The sequence below is a fragment of the Alistipes sp. i18-0019-D1 genome, assembly GCF_042852885.1.
GTDB lineage: Bacteria > Bacteroidota > Bacteroidia > Bacteroidales > Rikenellaceae > Alistipes.
In genome coordinates this window covers 2,171,852-2,190,205 of record NZ_AP031424.1, presented here as the reverse complement: position 1 = coordinate 2,190,205, position 18,354 = coordinate 2,171,852, and the positions used below count along the sequence as shown (strand labels likewise).

Annotated in this window: 15 protein-coding genes; 14 read left to right on the top strand and 1 reads right to left on the bottom strand. The window is 62.7% G+C overall.

The window, feature by feature from the left end; genetic code table 11:
- Positions 1-46: 46 nt before the first annotated feature.
- The 10 genes from gcvP to ACGHP5_RS09010 all read left to right on the top strand — a co-directional run bounded on the left by gcvP (position 47) and on the right by ACGHP5_RS09010 (position 11,906).
- Positions 47-2,872, top strand: a complete 2,826-nt coding sequence (gene gcvP, locus ACGHP5_RS09055; RefSeq protein ID WP_337657712.1) for an aminomethyl-transferring glycine dehydrogenase — start codon at positions 47-49, stop codon at positions 2,870-2,872.
- Between the two features lie 259 nt (positions 2,873-3,131).
- Entirely contained in the window at positions 3,132-3,671 is a 540-nt protein-coding gene (locus ACGHP5_RS09050) for a peptidylprolyl isomerase (protein WP_290532756.1), read from the top strand.
- A gap of 251 nt (positions 3,672-3,922) precedes the next feature.
- On the top strand, positions 3,923-5,083 hold the full coding sequence (locus ACGHP5_RS09045) for a WG repeat-containing protein (RefSeq protein ID WP_290532755.1): 1,161 nt from the start codon (positions 3,923-3,925) through the stop codon (positions 5,081-5,083).
- 190 nt (positions 5,084-5,273) lie between these two features.
- Positions 5,274-7,004 carry a DUF4954 family protein gene (locus tag ACGHP5_RS09040; RefSeq protein ID WP_290532754.1) on the top strand — a complete coding sequence of 577 codons (1,731 nt, stop codon included), beginning with the start codon at positions 5,274-5,276 and terminating at the stop codon, positions 7,002-7,004.
- A gap of 18 nt (positions 7,005-7,022) precedes the next feature.
- Positions 7,023-7,880, top strand: coding sequence for a VWA domain-containing protein (locus ACGHP5_RS09035; RefSeq protein ID WP_390566308.1), 858 nt, complete (start codon positions 7,023-7,025; stop codon positions 7,878-7,880).
- A 2-nt stretch (positions 7,881-7,882) separates the two neighbouring features.
- Entirely contained in the window at positions 7,883-8,848 is a 966-nt protein-coding gene (locus ACGHP5_RS09030; RefSeq protein WP_390566306.1) for a WG repeat-containing protein, read from the top strand.
- A gap of 24 nt (positions 8,849-8,872) precedes the next feature.
- Positions 8,873-9,796: a thioredoxin-disulfide reductase gene (trxB, locus tag ACGHP5_RS09025; RefSeq protein WP_290532751.1), complete on the top strand. Its 924-nt coding sequence runs from the start codon at positions 8,873-8,875 to the stop codon at positions 9,794-9,796.
- 18 nt (positions 9,797-9,814) lie between these two features.
- Positions 9,815-10,234, top strand: a complete 420-nt coding sequence (locus tag ACGHP5_RS09020; protein WP_321590095.1) for a hypothetical protein — start codon at positions 9,815-9,817, stop codon at positions 10,232-10,234.
- Entirely contained in the window at positions 10,231-11,154 is a 924-nt protein-coding gene (locus ACGHP5_RS09015; RefSeq protein WP_337756600.1) for a ribonuclease Z, read from the top strand. The genes ACGHP5_RS09020 and ACGHP5_RS09015 overlap by 4 nt, the downstream gene beginning before the upstream one ends.
- On the top strand, positions 11,151-11,906 hold the full coding sequence (locus tag ACGHP5_RS09010; RefSeq protein WP_295903769.1) for an RNA methyltransferase: 756 nt from the start codon (positions 11,151-11,153) through the stop codon (positions 11,904-11,906). The genes ACGHP5_RS09015 and ACGHP5_RS09010 overlap by 4 nt, the downstream gene beginning before the upstream one ends.
- A 290-nt stretch (positions 11,907-12,196) precedes the next feature.
- On the opposite strand, the gene ACGHP5_RS09005 is transcribed toward ACGHP5_RS09010, so the two are convergent.
- The gene (locus ACGHP5_RS09005; protein WP_290532747.1) at positions 12,197-12,541 is read right to left on the bottom strand and encodes a hypothetical protein; all 345 of its coding nucleotides are present in this window, start codon (positions 12,539-12,541) and stop codon (positions 12,197-12,199) included.
- A 397-nt stretch (positions 12,542-12,938) separates the two neighbouring features.
- Here ACGHP5_RS09005 and pdxA point away from each other — a divergent pair, with 397 nt between their 5' ends.
- The 4 genes from pdxA (at position 12,939) to ACGHP5_RS08985 (ending at position 18,347) form a co-directional block, all read left to right on the top strand.
- The gene (gene pdxA, locus ACGHP5_RS09000; RefSeq protein WP_390566303.1) at positions 12,939-14,033 is read left to right on the top strand and encodes a 4-hydroxythreonine-4-phosphate dehydrogenase PdxA; all 1,095 of its coding nucleotides are present in this window, start codon (positions 12,939-12,941) and stop codon (positions 14,031-14,033) included.
- Positions 14,034-14,131: 98 nt separating this feature from the next.
- A complete protein-coding gene (thrS, locus tag ACGHP5_RS08995) occupies positions 14,132-16,084 on the top strand; it encodes a threonine--tRNA ligase (RefSeq protein ID WP_022061636.1) in 1,953 nt (650 codons plus the stop codon).
- Positions 16,085-16,242: 158 nt separating this feature from the next.
- Entirely contained in the window at positions 16,243-16,863 is a 621-nt protein-coding gene (infC, locus tag ACGHP5_RS08990; protein WP_118406821.1) for a translation initiation factor IF-3, read from the top strand.
- 518 nt (positions 16,864-17,381) lie between these two features.
- Positions 17,382-18,347, top strand: coding sequence for an acyltransferase (locus ACGHP5_RS08985; RefSeq protein ID WP_390566300.1), 966 nt, complete (start codon positions 17,382-17,384; stop codon positions 18,345-18,347).
- Positions 18,348-18,354: the final 7 nt, after the last annotated feature.

Here is an 18,354-nt window from a genome sequence, read left to right as displayed (position 1 = left end):
CTTTGTATATTCATACGAATACTATAAAAACAGATTAAATACCGCCATGTTCGACCAATTTTCCGAACGCCATATCGGCGTCAGCAACGAAAAAGACCTGAAAGCCATGCTCGATGTGATCGGCACAAAATCCGTCGATGAACTCATCTCGCAGGTGATCCCCCAATCCATCCGGCTCCGCAAACCGCTCGCGCTGCCCGCCGGGGGGATGAGCGAATACGAATTCGCGGCGCACATCCGCGACCTTGCCGACCGCAACCAGCCCTACCGCTCGTTCATCGGCATGGGCTACTACCCCTGCGCGGTTCCGGCCGTCGTGGCGCGCAACGTCTTCGAGAACCCCGCCTGGTACACCTCCTACACGCCCTACCAGGCCGAAATTTCGCAGGGGCGCCTCGAAGCGCTGCTCAATTTCCAGACCGCCGTGATCTCGCTCACGGGCATGGAGATCGGCAACTGCTCGCTGCTCGACGAGGGCACCGCCGCCGCCGAAGCGATGGCGATGATGTTCTCATTACGTTCGCGGGATGCCGTCCGGGAAGGTCGGAATCAGCTCTTCGTCGACCGCAACATCTTCCCGCAGACGCTCGACGTGCTGCTCACGCGCAGCGAGCCGTTCGGCATCGAACTGATCGTCGACGACTACGACGAATACGAATTCACGGGCCGTGAGTTCGGCGCGATCGTGCAGTACCCGGCCGCCGACGGCCGGGTGCGCGACTACTCGGACTTCACCGCCGCGGCTCACGCCAAGGGTGCGCTCGTGACGGTCGCCGCCGACCTGCTGTCGCTGGCGCTGCTGAAAGCCCCGGGCGAATGGGGCGCCGACATCGCCGTCGGCTCGGCGCAGCGTCTCGGCACGCCGATGGGCTTCGGCGGTCCCGCCGCGGGCTACATGACCACGCGCGAGGCGTTCAAGCGCAACATGCCGGGCCGCATCATCGGCGTCTCGGTCGACCGGCTGGGCAACAAGGCGCTGCGCATGGCCTTACAGATGCGCGAACAGCACATCAAGCGCGAACGTGCCACGTCGAACATCTGCACCGCCTCGGCGCTGATGGCCTCGATGACGGGCTTCTACTGCGTCTACAACGGCCCGGAGGGCCTGCGCCGCGCCGCCGAAACCGCCCACCTGGCCGCCGCAACCGTGGCCCGCGCGCTGGAGGCGATGGACTACAAACTGGCTTCGACGGAGTTCTTCGACACATTAGAGGCCGAGGCCGAAGCCGCCGTTGTGCAGTCGCTGGCGCTCGAACAGGGCATCAACTTCTACTACCCTTCGGAGGGGCGCGTGCGCATGTCGTTCGACGAGGTGACCACCCCGGCGGAGATCGAGACCGTCGTAAGCATCTTCGCCGCGGCCAAAGGCAAGAAAGCCAAGACCGTAAAGGCCGTCACCGAAAGCTGCGCTCCAACTGCCCTGCGCCGCAAATCGTCCTATCTTCAGGAGCCCGTATTCAACGCCTACCGTTCGGAAAGCGCCCTGATGCGCTACATCAAGAAGCTGGAATTGAGGGACATCTCACTGGCCAATTCAATGATTTCTTTAGGTTCGTGCACCATGAAGCTCAACGCCGCGGCGCTCATGCAGCCGCTGTCGCTGGCCGGCTTCCAGAACATGCACCCCTTCGCCCCGGCCGACCAGGCCAAGGGCTATATGGACCTGATCGCCGGGCTGGAACAGGACCTGGCGACGATCACCGGCCTGGCAGCCTGCTCTTTGCAGCCCAATTCGGGCGCAGCGGGCGAGTACTCGGGACTGATGGTCATCCGCGCCTACCACCAGAGCCGCGGGCAGGGCTACCGCAACGTGGTGCTGATCCCCGCGTCGGCCCACGGCACGAACCCCGCCTCGGCCGCGATGGCAGGTATGAAGATCGTCACGGTGGCGTGCGACGAAAAGGGCAACATCGACGTGGAGGACCTCGAAGCCAAGGCCAAAGAGCACTCGTCGGAGCTGTGCGGCCTGATGGTCACCTACCCCTCGACGCACGGCGTCTTCGAGAACCGTATCCGCGAGATCGTGGACGCCGTCCACGACGCCGGAGGACAGGTCTACATGGACGGCGCCAACATGAACGCGCAGGTGGGACTGACGAACCCCGGCTACATCGGGGCCGACGTCTGCCACCTCAACCTCCACAAGACCTTCGCCATGCCCCACGGCGGCGGCGGCCCGGGCGTAGGCCCGATCTGCGTCGCCGAGCACCTGCGGGCCTTCCTGCCGTCGCATCCGGTCGTCGCCACGGGCGGCGACGAGGGCATCACGGCCGTCGCGTCGGCCCCGTGGGGTTCCGCGCTGCTGTTCCCGATCACCTACGGATATATCAAGATGCTGGGGGCCGACGGACTTCGCAAGGCCACCGAAATGGCCATCGTCAATGCCAACTACATGTCGGCGGCGCTGGCCGCGGAGTACCGCACCTATTATTCGGGCGAGACGGGCCGCGTGGGCCACGAGATGATCCTCGACCTCACGTCCTTCAAGAAAGACTACAACATCGACTGCGGCGACATCGCCCACCGCCTGATGGACTACGGATTCCACGCCCCGACGCTCTCGTTCCCCGTGCACGAGACGCTGATGGTCGAACCGACCGAGTCGGAACCCAAGGAGGAGATGGACCGCTTCATCGAGGCGCTGATAAGCATCAAGCGCGAATGCGAGGCGGCCGCCGGCCAGGCGGACAACGTGGTGGCGAACGCGCCCCACACGGCCCGGGAACTGGCCGGAGCGTGGGAACACCCCTACTCGCGCGAGCAGGCGGCGTTCCCGCTCGCGTGGATCGGCGAGGCGAAGTTCTTCCCCTACGTCTCGAAGATCGACAACGGTTACGGCGATAGGAATCTCTGCTGCCGCAACTGCGAATAAGCCGGCGGCGGCCCGGGAGAAAACGGCGGCAATGTGGAATTGCCGCCGTTTTGCGGATTGCGGCACAATTATTTCCTGCGATTATTTGGCAACTCGCCCCGAAGTGCGTACCTTTGGTGGCTTAACACTGCGTTACAATCGGCCAAACTCCGGGCGCGCGAGGGGATTTAGGGGAGGGTCAGGCTTGTAAACGACGCCGCAGGCGGCGAATGAAGCGGTCGGGCACAAAACGACAAAACATTTAACACACATAATTCGTATGAAAGTAGAACAGAACAAAATGGTCGGCGTGGACTACAAGCTCACCGTCGACGGACAGATCGCGGACCAGTCGCGTCCGGGCCAGCCGCTCGAATTCATCTTCGGAACGGGCATGCTGCTCCCCAAATTCGAGGAGGCTATCCTGGGCAAGGAGATCGGCGAATCGGTTTCGTTTACGCTTGAGGCCAAGGACGGCTACGGCGAAGTGATCGCCGACGCCATCGTCGATCTGCCGAAAGATATATTCATGGTCGACGGCAAACTCGCCGAGGACATCCTCTTCGAGGGCAGCCAGGTTCCGATGAGCGACGCCCAGGGCAACCGCATGATGGGCATTGTCAAGGAGGTCGGCGACGAGACCGTGAAGATGGACTTCAACCACCCGATGGCCGGCAAGACGCTCAACTTCGACGTGGAGGTGGTTTCGGTGCGCGACGTGACGCCCGAGGACCTGCAGGGCGGATGTTCGTGCGGCGACTGCGGCGAAGGTTGCGGCGAAGGTTGCGGAGACCACGACGGCCATTGCAACTGCCATTAACAGGGGTAAAACGCCTGTTTCAGGGGGGGGGAAGCCGGAATGCTTGCTTCCGGCTCTGCGCTCCAGGCGCGAGACGCTCGTTTTAAAGGCTGTCGCAAGCCAAAACGCGCCCGGATCGTTTCCGTGCTCCCGGGCGAACAGATACCATTCAACAAAAAAGCCGGACCTTCGGGTCCGGTTTTTTAGCGGATTTTCGTAACTTGCGCCGTCTCCGACAAGTCGAACGACGCTAAAAATCCGATCCCCGCAACGTGTACACCATTCGTCAATACCTGCTGGCCCTTCTCGACACCCGCGGCCTGACGCGCACGCTGGGTGAAATCGACGTGTGCCGCGACGCACAGGGACGCCCCTGCTTCAGCGCAGGCAATTCCGCCGCCGTCTTCCGCATCCGCCTCGGCGGACGCATCCGTTCGCTGCGCTGTTACCTGCGCCCAATGCGCCACCTGAAGGAGATCTACGGCCAGCGGCTTCTCGAAAAAGAACTCTACCTCCACACCTCGCCCGAAACCGGCGTCTGGGTCGATACGGTCGTCGGCGACTGGATCGAAGGCTCCACCCTGCACGAAACCGTCGCGCAGGCCGCCGCCCTCCGCGACCGGGAGTGCCTGCAAATCCTCGTCCGGCTGTTCGACCGGCTGGCCCTCGCGCTGGTCACGGACGACCGCGCCCACGGCGACCTGAAACCCGAAAACATCATCGTCGGCGACGACGGCACACTCTGCCCGATCGACTTCGACGCCTCGTACCTGCCCGCCTTCGCCGGGGAGATCAGCCCCGAACTGGGCACGGCGGCCTACCAGCATCCGGCCCGCACGGCGGCGGACTTCGACGAACGCATCGACGACTACCCCGCGGCGCTGATCTCGACGGCGCTGCACGCGCTGGCCGCGGACCCGACGCTCTGGGACCGTTACGGAAGCACCGACGGATTGCTGTACGCTCCCCAGCGGATCGCCGCGGACCCGGCCTACCGGGAGACGCTCGCGCTGTTCGAGAGACGCGGCATGGCCGTCCAGTACCGCATCGCGCAACTGCTCGCGGCACCCACCCTGCGGCTCTTCGGACTGGCGGAGCTGCTCGCCGAGGCGGTCCGGGAAAAGCCCGCCGCCCGAAGCGGAACGGAGACTGAAACGCCCGAACTCTTCGTCGAAAACGGACGCTGGGGCTACCGCACGGCGGAGCGCGTCGTCGTCGCGCCGCTCTACGACAGCGGCTTCGACTTCACCGAGGGGCTGGCCGCGGTCCAGCTCGGCGGCACGTGGCATTACATCGACACGGCGGGCCGCACGCTTTTGAGCTGCCCGGGCTGCGCAGCGGTGAAGCCTTTCCGCGGCGGAAAGGCGCAGGTCGTGCACGACGGCGAACGGCAGGAGATCGTCCATCCGCTGAAAACGCCCCGATACCAATAAGGCAGGGCCGCGAAAAGAGAGGGATCAAAAATCGCTTTCGGGCAAAATCCGCCCCGCAGGCACGCCGCTGCGGCCCGCGCAAGGCCGCCCCCGGGGCAACCCCTGCGGGAAGAAAAAGCGAGTTCCCGGGACGGGTTCGTGCAATTTAAATGCAATTTGTTATATTTGCATCTAAATAACTCCACAATCAATGACTCCATTCAGAAAATTAACCTCCGCGGAAACCGCCGCACTCGAAGCGCTCGGCAATTCGGCCGAAGATTGGTCGAAGGTGCTGGTTTCGGAGGATTTCAAACCCTTTCAGCTGTTGCAGAGCCACCTGGAAGGAAATGTAGAAATAGCCGCGGAAGCCCGCATCATCCGTTCGCGCGTGGCGAATTACCGCATCGGAAGCGGCTCGCTCGTAGAAGGCGTCACGGCCCTCGAATGCCGCCGCCGCTCGGCATTCGGCAACGGCGTCGGCGTGGCCACGATGAACGAATGCGGCGGCCGCACGGTGAAGATATTCGACCGCCTGTCGGCACAGGTCGCCTACATCATGGCCGTTTACCGCCACCGCCCGCAGACCATCGCCGCACTCGAAAAAATGATCGACGCCTACGCCGGGGAACGTTCGTCCGCCATCGGCGAGGTGGGAAGCAACTGCCGTATCGTCGGGGCGCGCTTCGTCCGCGAGGTCCGCATCGGCAACGATGTCGAAATCGACGGCGCCTCGATCCTCGAAAACGCAACGCTCTGCGACGGCGCACGCGTCGGCGTGGACGTAAAGGCCTACGACCTGATCGCCGCCGAAGGGTCGGTCATCGACAACGGATCGATCGTCGAACGCTGCTTCGTCGGCGAAAGCTGCCGTCTGGACAAGGGATTCACGGCCGCAGAATCGCTGTTCTTCGCCAACTCGCACTGCGAAAACGGCGAGGCCGCCTCGATCTTCGCAGGCCCCTACACCGTCTCGCACCACAAATCGTCGCTGCTGATCGCCGGCATGTTCTCGTTCTTCAACGCCGGCAGCGGCTCGAACCAGAGCAACCACCTCTTCAAGAGCGGCGCCGTGCACCAGTCGGTGCATCTGCGCGGCTGCAAGTTCGCCAGCAGCGCCTACATCATGTCGCCCGCGCTCGAAGGGGCCTTCACGATGGTCATGGGACACCACTCCTACCACCACGACACCTCGGCCTTCCCCTACTCCTATCTGGTCGAGAAGGAGGGACGCACGCACCTCATGCCGGGAGCCAACCTCACCAGCTTCGGCGCCGTGCGCGACATCGAGAAGTGGCCCGCCCGCGACCGCCGCTCGGTGAAACGCGACGTGATCAGTTTCGACGAATACAACCCCTACATCACCGGTTCGATGCTCCAGGCCGTGGATATCCTCCACTCGCTCCAGGAGCAGGACCCCGACGCTCCGGTGTTCACCTACAACAAGACCCTGATCCGCTCGTCGGCCCTGCAGCGGGGGCTCAAACTCTACAACAAGGTCATCGTGGCGGCGCTGGGCGCAATGCTCGCCAAGGGAGGGTCGGATCCGCACTACGACGGCGACGGGCAGTGGCTCGACGTGGGCGGGCAGTACATCACGCGCCGCGAGACCGAGGCGATCCTCGCGGCCGTGGACCGCGGCGAGCTGGCCACGACCGACGCCGTGGACAACCGCTTCCGGGTCTTCGCCGTCCACTACGACGACTACGCCCACAGCTGGGCCAAGCAGGTTTACGCCGCGCTGCTCGGGCACACGCCGACCGTCGACGAGATCGACGAGGCCATCTCCGCGGGGCATAACGCCCACGCCTCGATGCGCCGCACGACCGACGCCGACCGCGACCGCGACTGCTCGCTCGACATGGCCGTCAGCTACGGTCTCGACTGCACGAGCGAGGAGGAGCGCCGCGAAGACTACTACTCGGTCCGCGGCCTGAAATAGAAGAACATACGACGCAACATGTATACACAGAGCATCACACGCACCCATCGCACCGCCATCATCCTCGCGATCGACGGCTCGGGTTCGATGGCCGAAAAAATCCGGTTCCGCAACCGGCAGATGACCAAGGCCGAAGCCGTGGCGACCATCACGAACGGCATGCTGTTCGAGCTAATCGAACGCGCCCGCCGCAGCGACGGCGTGAGGGACTACTACGACATCGCCGTAATCGGCTACTCGGGCGACGACGAGGTCTACTCCCTGCTGCCGGGCGGCAGGGAGCTGATCTCCGTGGCGGAGCTGGCCGCCGGGGAGCCGCAGATGAAGACCGAGGTCGTCGAATACCGGCTGCCCGACGGCAGCATCTCCCTGCGCGAAATCCCCTACCCGGCATGGGTGGAACCCGAAGCCGCCGGGCAGACCCCGATGTGCGAGGCCCTGCGCCGCGTGCGCGACATCGCCGCGGCATGGTGCGCCGACCCGGCCCATGCCGAAAGCTTCCCGCCGATGGTCTTCAACATCACCGACGGCGAGGCCACCGACTGCGACGACGCCGAACTGCGCGCCGTGGCCGGACAGATCAAATCGCTCCGCACGGCCGACGGCAACGTGCTGCTGGTGAACATCCACATCGCCGCGGGCGACACCCCGCGCACGGTGTTCTTCCCCTCGGCCGAAGAGGCCTCGTACCCCAACCGCTATGCGGCGGTGCTCTACGACTGCTCCAGCCCCATGCCCGAGGTCTTCAACGAGGCGATCCGCGAAGCCAAAGGTCCCGGCGCCCTGCCGCCGTTCCGCGGCATGAGCTTCAATGCCTCGGCCGAGGAGCTGATCACCATGCTCAACATCGGTTCCATCAGCGTAAAAACCGAATAGCCATGACACCCACGCTGCAACTCTTCGCACGGGCGCTGCTGACGCCCGACCTCTCACTGGGAACGCTCGCCGACGCCCGTGCGGCGACCGGGGCGGACGGACTGCCGCGGCTGATGCGCACGACGCGCTTCGCCGAGGCCGAAATCACGTGGCACGGCCGGCAATGGCTGCTCTCGATGCCGCTCTCGCCCGCCGCGCTGGCCTCCGTGGAACGCACGGCATCGCAGCTCGGACGCCTCAACACCGACCATCTCGCGGAATACCGCATCCTGCGGGACGAGCTGCGGTGGACGGACCCGGCAGGCTGCCGCCGCCGTTTCGACCTGGTGCTCCAGCACCTTCCCGCGGGCAAACCGTTCGCTGAAGCGCTCCACACGGAATCTGCGGAGCGGCTGCTCGCGGCGCTCGATACCCTCGAAACGGCCCTGCGGGAGCTGAACTTCTCGCACAACAACCTCCGGGCCGAGAACCTGCGCTGGTCGGGCGGGCGGTTCGTGCCGCTGCGCTACCACGACGCGCATTTCGGCCCTTCGGGAGACGGCGCGGCCTTCGAAGCCCTGCGCGGAGAGGTCCGCCGGACGGCCGACCCGATGTGCGTCGGCGACACGGAGGCCGTCTACACCCCGCACCGCCGTCTGACGGGCCACCGCTGGACGAGCCACGTCTTCGAAGGGCTGATCTGCGTCGAGGACGACGAGGGATTCGGGTTCGTGGACACGGAGAACAACCCCGTAATCCGGCCGCAGTACACCTGGGCCGGGGATTTCCGCGAAGGACGCGCCGAGGTCGAGACCCCCTCGGGCATGGGCCTGATCGACCGCGAAGGGCGTTACGTCATCCCGCCCGAATACGAGATCGTCGACTATGTGCCGGCCGAAAGCGTCGTCCGGGTGCGGAAAGACGGCCGCTGGGCGGAATTCGACTACCTGGGACGACGCCTGACGGAATTTGGAACGAATAATGATTGAAACATGCAAACAACAACCGATACCATGGAAGAACAAGTAAGAGTCCTGATTATCGGCAGCGGCCCCGCAGGGTACACCGCCGCCATCTACACCTCGCGCGCCAACCTCAAGCCGGTGCTTTACGAAGGCATCGAGCCGGGCGGACAGCTGACGACGACGACCGACGTCGAGAATTTCCCGGGACATCCCGACAGCGTGAGCGGTCCCGACCTGATGGGGCTGATGCGCAGGCAGGCCGAGCGGTTCGGCGCCGACATCCGCACGGGCAACGTCACGCGCGTGGACCTCTCGTCGCGTCCGTTCCATGTCGTGATCGACGGCGAGAAGGAGATCAAGGCCGAGACGCTGATCATCGCCACGGGAGCCTCGGCCAAGTACCTCGGCCTCCCGTCCGAGACCAAATTCCGCGGGCAGGGCGTCAGCGCCTGCGCCACATGCGACGGCTTCTTCTACCGCCGAAAGGACGTGGCCGTGGTGGGCGGCGGCGACACGGCCTGCGAGGAGGCCACCTACCTCGCATCGCTCTGCCGCAAGGTCTACCTGATCGTGCGCAAGCCCCACCTGCGCGCCTCGAAGGCGATGCAGCAGCGAGTGTTCAACACGCCGAACATCGAAGTGCTGTTCGAGCACAACACCGCCGAAGTGCTGGGCGACGATTCGGGCGTAACGGGCGCGCTGCTGCGCAAGAACGACGGCTCGGAGAAGAAGATCGACATCGCGGGATTCTTCCTGGCGATCGGACACCACCCCAACACGGAACTCTTCGCCGACCAGCTGAAACTCGACGCCGAAGGCTACATCAAGGTCGAGCCGGGAACGTCGAAGACCAGCATCGAAGGCGTCTTCGCCGCCGGCGACGTGAAGGACCCCCACTACCGCCAGGCCATCACGGCGGCCGCGTCGGGATGTATCGCCGCCCTGGACTGCGAGCGGTTTTTACTGATGTAACACGAACAAACCGAACCCATGAGAAAATTCCTCCTGCCGCTGGCGGCGGCATTCGCGGTCGCATCGTGCGCCGAAATCCGCACCACTTACATCGGCAAAGCCTATCCGGTAACCCAAACCGCACCGGAACTATATTTCGACTGGAAGGACGTTCCCGCGGACTACGAAACGATGGGCAGCATCGAGGCGACGCCCTTCGGCAAGACGCTGGAGGAGGCGCAGACCGCCATCGAGCAGAAGGGCCGGGAGAAAGGGGCCGACGCCATCGTCTTCGAAGGCATCGTGAGCGAAACCTCCGCCCCGACCTACACGACGACCGAAAAGATCGAGAAAAACGACGACGGCAGCAAAACCCGGACCGCAACCACGTCCCAGAGTGTTTTCACCACGAACCGCCTTCGGGCAACGTTCATAAAGTATAAAAAACATACGAATTGAGTTTTTCGGTCACCATATTGGGGTCTTCCTCCGCGAAGCCGACCGTCGCCCGCCATCCTTCGGCGCAGGCGGTAAACGTCCACGAACAGTATTACCTCGTGGATGCGGGCGAAGGCGTGCAGCAACAGCTGGTCCGCTACGGCGTCAACCCGCTGAAAATCCGCGCCGTATTCATCTCGCACCTCCACGGAGACCACGTTTTCGGACTGTTCCCGCTCATCTCGACGCTGGCGCTCTACGGCCGCAGGACCCCGCTCCGGGTCTTCGCCCCGGCGCCCTTCGGCGAGATCCTGGCCTGCCACCTCCGCTATTTCGACAGCGAGCTGCCCTACACCGTCTCGTGGACCGAGGTCGACACGACCAAGCATGCCCTGCTGCTGGAAAACCGCACCCTCGAGGTGTGGAGCGTCCCCCTGCGTCACCGCGTGCCGTGCGCCGGGTTCCTGTTCCGCGAGAAGGAGCCGCCGCTGAACGTCGAGAAGTTCAAGATCGCGAAATACGGCCTTTCCATCGCGCAGATCACCGCCGCCAAGCGGGGCGAGGACGTACGGCTGGCCACGGGCGAGGTGATTCCCAATGCGGAACTGACCTACCGGCCCTATGCGCCGCGCTCGTATGCCTACCTCTCGGACACGAACTACTCGGCCAAGGCCGCGGGGCTGTGCCGGGGAGTCGACCTGATGTACCACGAAGCGACCTACGCCGCCGCCGAACAGCGGAGCGCCAAAGACCGCGGGCACTCGACCACGACGGACGCCGCGAAAGCAGCCCTCCGGGCGGGCGCCAAACGCCTCGTGATCGGGCACTACTCGTCGCGCTACAAGGACGAAACGCCGCTGGTCGAGGAGGCGCGGACGCTCTTTGCGGAGAGCTATCCGGCGACCGAAGGGACCACTTACACCGTCGAGAAACAACGATGACAAAAGCCGACATACAACTCGTCCGCGCGCTGGCCGACAAACGCGGCCGCACGGAGCACGGACTTTTCGTCGCCGAGGGGGAGAAACTCATCGGCGAACTGCGCGGATCGCACCTCTCCGTACGCAGGATATTCTCGCTGGAGGGGGTGTTCGAAGGCCCCGGGGTCGAGACCGTCGCCCCGCGCGACATGGAGCGGCTTTCGCTGCTCAAAACCCCGAACAACTCGCTGGCGCTGGTCGAAATACCCCGCTGCGACCTGAAGCCGGAGCGGCTGCGGGGGCGGCTGACGCTGGCGCTCGACGACGTGCAGAACCCCGGCAATCTGGGCACGATCATCCGGCTGGCGGACTGGTTCGGAATCACGGACATCGTCTGCTCCGAAGCCTCGGCCGACTGTTTCAACCCCAAGGTCGTGCAGGCCACGATGGGGGCGATCCTCCGCGTACGGGTTCACTACACCGACCTCGCGGCGCTGCTTTCGAAGGCCGCCGCACTGGGACTTCCGGTCTGCGGAACGTTCCTCGAAGGGAAAAACATCTACGAAACCGAACTGGAGCCGGCGGGCATCGTCGTGATGGGCAACGAAGGGCGCGGAATCACCGACGCCGTGGCCCGCACCGTCACGCAGAAACTCTTCATCCCGCCCTGGCCGGCCGACCGCCGGGGTTCGGAATCGCTCAACGTCGCCATGGCGACGGGCATCGTCTGTGGTGAATTTCGCCGCCAGGCGAGCGCAAAGACCGGAAAATAAGACCGCAGGTCAGAAAATGGCTCATGCTCCGCAGGGAAACAACGTTTCACGAGCGGAGCATGAGTCATTTTCTATCGGTCCCGATTTTTTCCGGTCTTTGCCGAGCCGCCCGGGAAATCACGGAGCACGGTTATCCCGAGCAAAGGCGAGGGATGCGACGTAATTTCGGCGGCAGGAGGGACCGCCCGGGAAATCACGGAGTGCGGTTATTCCGAGCAGAAACGAGGGTGTGCGACAGGATTCCGGCGACGCACGGGCCGCCGGAGCCGGGCAGAGCCGGCATTCCGAGTCTACTCCGGATCCGGATCGCGCCAGGGGGCTGCCGCGACCCCGGCGGCGCAGGCAGCAGGCAGCGCATCCCGGATACGTCCGACCAGTTCCAGCGCCTCGGCGCACTCCACGGGCGAAAACAACCGCGCTTCGGCGATCTGCCGAACGGCCCGGTCGAGCGCTGCGACAGTCTTTCCCAATTCGTATATCTGCGCCCCGGAGGCCGAGGCGAAGTCGATTTTACCCAGCAGCACCGACGCCCGGCGCGCATGGCGTTCGAAATTGACCAGCGCCGGAAAATCCCGCCGCAGGTCGTAAGGAGCCACCCAAAACGTTTCGAACATCAGATGGAATACGATATCCACAAATTCAGCATTGCATTTCAACATTTTCCGCTCACATCTTCTCATTTCTCCAAACTTGCTTGGTCCGGAAAAAAAGCGCGGGCAGACTTGCTGCTTCACCGCCGAGGTATTGGACGACCCGTAACGTAGAATGCGGCAAATGCCCACGCTGAAAAACAGCGAGAGCATCAACCTTTATTCCTTACGTTACACGAAAGTGTCCAATTTTCGGCGGTAAGAAAAAAGCCGATGCGCTTTTTATCCAAAAAATGTCCGCAATCCTCACAGACTGCTGTAACAAAGATAATAAAAAATTGCACTCCCGGCTCAAAGAGGGGTAAAAATTCATTTTAATCGAATCCGAGGCATTGTGTATTCTGAATATTTTATAACTTTGTAAGTTGAAATAAAATTGATTATGCCAGAAAACAAATTCAAAATAGGCATCACGCAGGGCGACACGAACGGCATCGGCTGGGAGGTCATCCTCAAGGCGCTCGCCGACCCGCGGATGACGGAGCTTTTCACGCCCGTCGTCTACGGCTCGCCCAAAGCCGCGGCCTATTACCGAAATACCATCGCAGAGATCGAAGCCTTCTCCTTCAACCCCGTGGCATCGGCCGCCGAGGCGCGCCGCGGAAAGACGAACCTCGTGGCATGCGGGGAAAACGCCGAAATCATGCCGGGCAAGCCGGCTCCCGAGGCGGGACGCGCCGCCGTCGAGGCGCTGTGCACCGCCATGCGCGACCTGAAGGCGGGACACCTCGACGCGCTCGTGACCGCACCCTTCGACAAGGAGACCGTGCAGGCGGACGACTTCCGCTACACGGGGCACACCGAGTACCTGGCCGCCGAACTCGAAGGCGAGGCCATGATGATCCTGTGCAGCGACTCTCTGCGCGTGGGGCTGGTCACCAAGCACATCCCCGTCTCGGAGATCGCCCGCAACATCACCAAAGAGCGGATCGTGCGCGACCTCGACACGCTGCGCCGTGCGCTCATCGAGGACTTCGGCATCGTCGAGCCGCGCATCGCCGTCATGGCGCTCAACCCCCACGCCGGCGACGGCGGACTGCTGGGACGCGAGGAGCAGGAGATCATCCGCCCGGCCATTGTCGAGGCGTTTTCGAAAGGCGTGCTGGCCTTCGGGCCTTTTGCCGCCGACGGGCTTTTCGCCGGGGGCGGATACGCCAAGTACGACGGCATCCTGGCCATGTACCACGACCAGGGGCTGGCGCCGTTCAAGAGCCTGTCGCCCGACGGGGTGAACTTCACGGCGGGGCTTTCGGCCGTGCGCACCTCGCCCGACCACGGCACGGCCTTCGACATCGCCGGGAAGGACAAGGCCGACCCGCAGTCGATGCGCAATGCGATCTATGCGGCCATCGACATCGCGGAGCACCGCCGCGCATGGGCCGAATGGACGCGCAATCCGCTGCAACGCGCCGAACGCGACCGCGGCGGCCGCGACGTCTCGGTCAAGGATCTGCCGCAGACCGAAAAGGAGGATTGACAAAGACCCGAACAAAAACACCGGGCAACCCGGAGGCGTATTCCGTCTCGTAATTGTGGAAGCGCCGAAGGCCCCGAAAACTTAATTTATACAACAAAATGATCAAAATCACTTTTCCCGACGGCTCCGTACGTGAATATGCCAAAGGGACTACTGCGTATCAGATCGCAGAGAGCATCAGCCCTCGTTTAGCTGCTGACTCGCTCGCGGCCGCGGTAAACGGCGCGACGGTGGACATGACGCGCCCGATCGAAGAGGACGCTTCGGTCAAATTCTACAAATGGGACGACGAAGAGGGCAAGCACGCCTTCTGGCACACCTCGTCGCACCTGCTGGCCGAGGCTCTCGAAGCGCTCTACCCGGGCATCAAGTTCGGCATCGGCCCGGCCATCGAAAACGGCTTCTACTACGACGTCGATTCCCCGACGCCCATCACCGAAGCCGACCTGCCGACGATCGAAAACAAGATGGTGGAGCTGTCCCGCAACAAGGAAGCGCTCCTCCGCCGCGAAGTCCCCAAGGCCGAAGCGCTGAAGACCTTCACCGAGAAAGGCGACCAGTACAAGGTCGAACTGATCACGGACCTCGAAGACGGCACCATCTCCTTCTATACCAACGGTGCGTTCACGGACCTGTGCCGCGGCCCGCACATTCCCAACACGGGATATATCAAGGCCCTGAAACTTACGTCCGTGGCCGGAGCCTACTGGCGCGGCAACGAGAAGAACAAGATGCTGACGCGTATCTACGGCATCTCGTTCCCCAAGAAATCAATGCTCGACGAGTACCTCGCGATGATGGAGGAGGCCAAGAAACGCGACCACCGCAAGTTGGGCAAGGACCTCGAACTGTTCACTTTTTCGCAGCGCGTGGGCCAGGGCCTGCCGCTGTGGCTGCCCAAGGGAGCTGCGCTGCGCGACCGGCTGGAGCAGTTCCTGCGGGGCGTGCAGAAGGAGTACGGCTACCAGCAGGTGATCACGCCGCACATCGGCAACAAGGAGCTTTATGTCACCTCGGGCCACTACGCCAAATACGGCAAGGACTCGTTCCAGCCGATCCACACCCCGATCGAGGGCGAGGAGTACCTGCTCAAACCGATGAACTGCCCGCACCACTGCGAGATCTACCGCTCGAAACCCCGTTCGTACAAGGAGCTGCCCGTGCGTCTGGCGGAGTTCGGAACGGTCTACCGCTACGAACAGTCGGGCGAGCTGCACGGACTGACGCGCGTGCGCGGATTCACGCAGGACGACGCCCACCTGTTCGTTCGTCCGGATCAGCTTCTGGAAGAGTTCGAACGCGTGATCGACATCGTGCTCTATATCTTCAAGACGCTGAAGTTCGACAACTACACCGCCCAGATTTCGCTGCGCGACCCGAACAACAAGGAGAAATACATCGGTTCGGACGAGAACTGGGAGAAGGCCGAGTCGGCCATCATGCAGGCCGCCAAGGAGAAAGGCCTCACGACGGTCGTGGAGCTGGGCGAAGCGGCCTTCTACGGCCCGAAGCTCGACTTCATGGTCAAGGACGCCATCGGCCGCAAGTGGCAGCTGGGAACGATCCAGGTGGACTACAACCTCCCGGAGCGTTTCGACCTCACGTACAAGGGCGCTGACGACCGTCTCCACCGCCCGATTATGATTCACCGCGCGCCGTTCGGCTCGATGGAGCGTTTCGTGGCAGTATTGTTGGAGCATACGGGCGGCAAGTTCCCGCTGTGGCTCTCGCCCCAGCAGGTCGTGGTGCTCCCCATTTCGGAGAAGTTCAACGACTATGCCCAGAAAGTGTCGGAGTTCCTCAACCGCAGCGACGTGCGCACAGAGGTCGACGACCGCAACGAGAAAATCGGCCGCAAGATCCGCGACAACGAACTTAAACGCATCCCTTATCTGCTGATCGTCGGCGAGAAGGAAGAGGCCGAAGGGCTGGTTTCCGTCCGTGCGCAGGGCGAAGGCGACAAGGGACAGATGTCCCTGGAGGCGTTCCGCGACTTCATCGCCGGACTGGTCAAAGAGGAGATCGAGGCCAACAAGCTCGAAAAGAAATAAGCAAGGAATAACCGGGGCTTTCCGACAAAGTCCCCTCCGAGGAGGGGATTCAGGAGAGGGTAAAATTTACAAACGCGGCGCAGCCGCGAGGATTACCACTCTCGGAAGCCCGAAAGCAAAGAACAAAATTTAATTAACCATTTTAATACTTAACGATTATCGCAGCACCGAAACCATTCCCGCCGAGGCCGTTTACCCCCGGGAATAACAGACCAAGACCGGCAACAGGCAACAATCCCCGCTTCGGACGCAGGCCGCCCGAAAAGGAGAATCCCCACCGCATCAACGAACAGATCACGGTTCCCGAGGTGCGTCTGGTGGGGGACAACATTCCCCAGCCGCAGGTGATGTCGATCCGCGACGCACTGCGTCTGGCGGACGAGATGGAACTCGACCTGATCGAGATCTCGCCCAAGGCCGAGCCGCCCGTATGCCGCATCGCCGATTATCAGAAGTTCCTCTACCAACAGAAAAAGAAGGCCAAGGAACTGAAGGCGAACCAGACGAAAGTCGTCGTGAAGGAGATCCGCTTCGGCCCGCAGACCGACGACCACGACTACAACTTCAAGCTCAAGCACGCGCAGAACTTCCTCAAGGAGGGGGCCAAGGTCAAGGCCTACGTCTTCTTCCGCGGACGTTCGATCGTCTTCAAGGAGCAGGGCGAAATCCTGCTGCTGCGCTTTGCCACGGACCTCGAAGAGTTCGCCAAGGTGGAGATGATGCCGAAGCTCGACGGCAAGAAGATGAACATGATGCTCGCGCCCAAAGTCAAGAAATAGCGACAAGGCGAGGGCGGCGTACTGCCGTAGGCAGGACATAAAAACAACAGACACAAAACGAATGTATTCGGATTGTGTATTGTTGTTTTTGTGTTTACCGCAAAGCGGTACGTCGCCGAGCCGCGAAAGCTGTTCATGGAGCGCGATCATGTCTCGCTTTGGCGAGACATGCGACGTAAATAACGCTCCGAAACATTGCGGGCCGAAAGTACAAATGCGAAAACAACGACTGCGGAACGAACCCGTTCGGACCGCGGGGCGTTGTTTTTGCGTTTACAAGCGACGAAACCGGCGCTTCGGGAAGAGCCCCGTTTCAATTTTTTCATTACCTTTGGGGTCGTAACGACACTTTCATTTGCTGGAAAGTCCGGCCGAACCGCAAACAATTCGGTTTTGGAACCGTCTGACTTTCTCGTACCTTTGGTGTCGTAACGACACTTTTATTAGTCGGAAGGTTTTGACGGAACGGGCACAATCCGGTTTTGGAACCGTCTGACTTTTTCGTACCTTTGTAGTCAATGATCACCCCCGACGACATATTCGGCATTGCGGACGAAGCGGCCTTCGCACACGCGGCGCTGGAGATATTCCGGCGGCAGGCCCGCGACTGCGCCCCCTACCGCGAATACCTCGCCCGGATCGGCGTGCGGCCCGAAAGCGTGCTGCGTCCGGAAGAGATTCCCTACCTGCCCATCGAACTGTTCAAAACGCATACGGTCTATTGCGGGAAGACTCCGCCCGAGGTGGTTTTCACCTCCTCGGCCACGACCGGAATGACGCCTTCGCGCCACCCGATGCGCTCGCTGGCGCTCTACGAGCAGGCGTTCCGCACGGCATTCCGCACCTTCTACGGCGACCCCGCCGGGTTGAGCCTCTACGCCCTGCTGCCCAATTACCTGCGGCGCAAAGGCTCGTCGCTGGTCTACATGGCCGACCGGCTTTTGGCCGATTGCGGATCGGGCGGCTTCTACCTCGACGACCACGACGCCCTGCTGGCAGCGATGGAGAGGGACTCGAAGCCGAAAATCCTGCTGGGCGTGAGCTACGCGCTGTGGGACCTCGCGGAGCGGTACGCTCCGAAGCTCCGCGGCACGGTGGTGATGGAGACAGGCGGCATGAAGGGTTACCGCGAGGAGATTCCGAAAGAGGAGTTCCACCGAATCCTCTGCGACGCCTTCGGGGTCGGGAAGATTCATTCGGAGTACGGCATGGCCGAACTCACCTCGCAGGCCTATTCGCAGGGAGGCAATGTGTTCCGCTGCCCGGGATGGATGCGCGTCACGGCACGCGACGTCAACGACCCGTTCGACCTGCTTCCGGCAGGCGCGCGCGGCGGGCTGAACATCGCGGACCTGGCGAACTGGTGGTCGTGCGCCTTTATCCAGACACAGGACGTGGGGCGCGTCGGCGCGGACGGGGCGTTCGTCGTCGAAGGCCGTATCGACCACTCCGACATTCGTGGCTGCAACCTGTTGATACAATAAAATCACC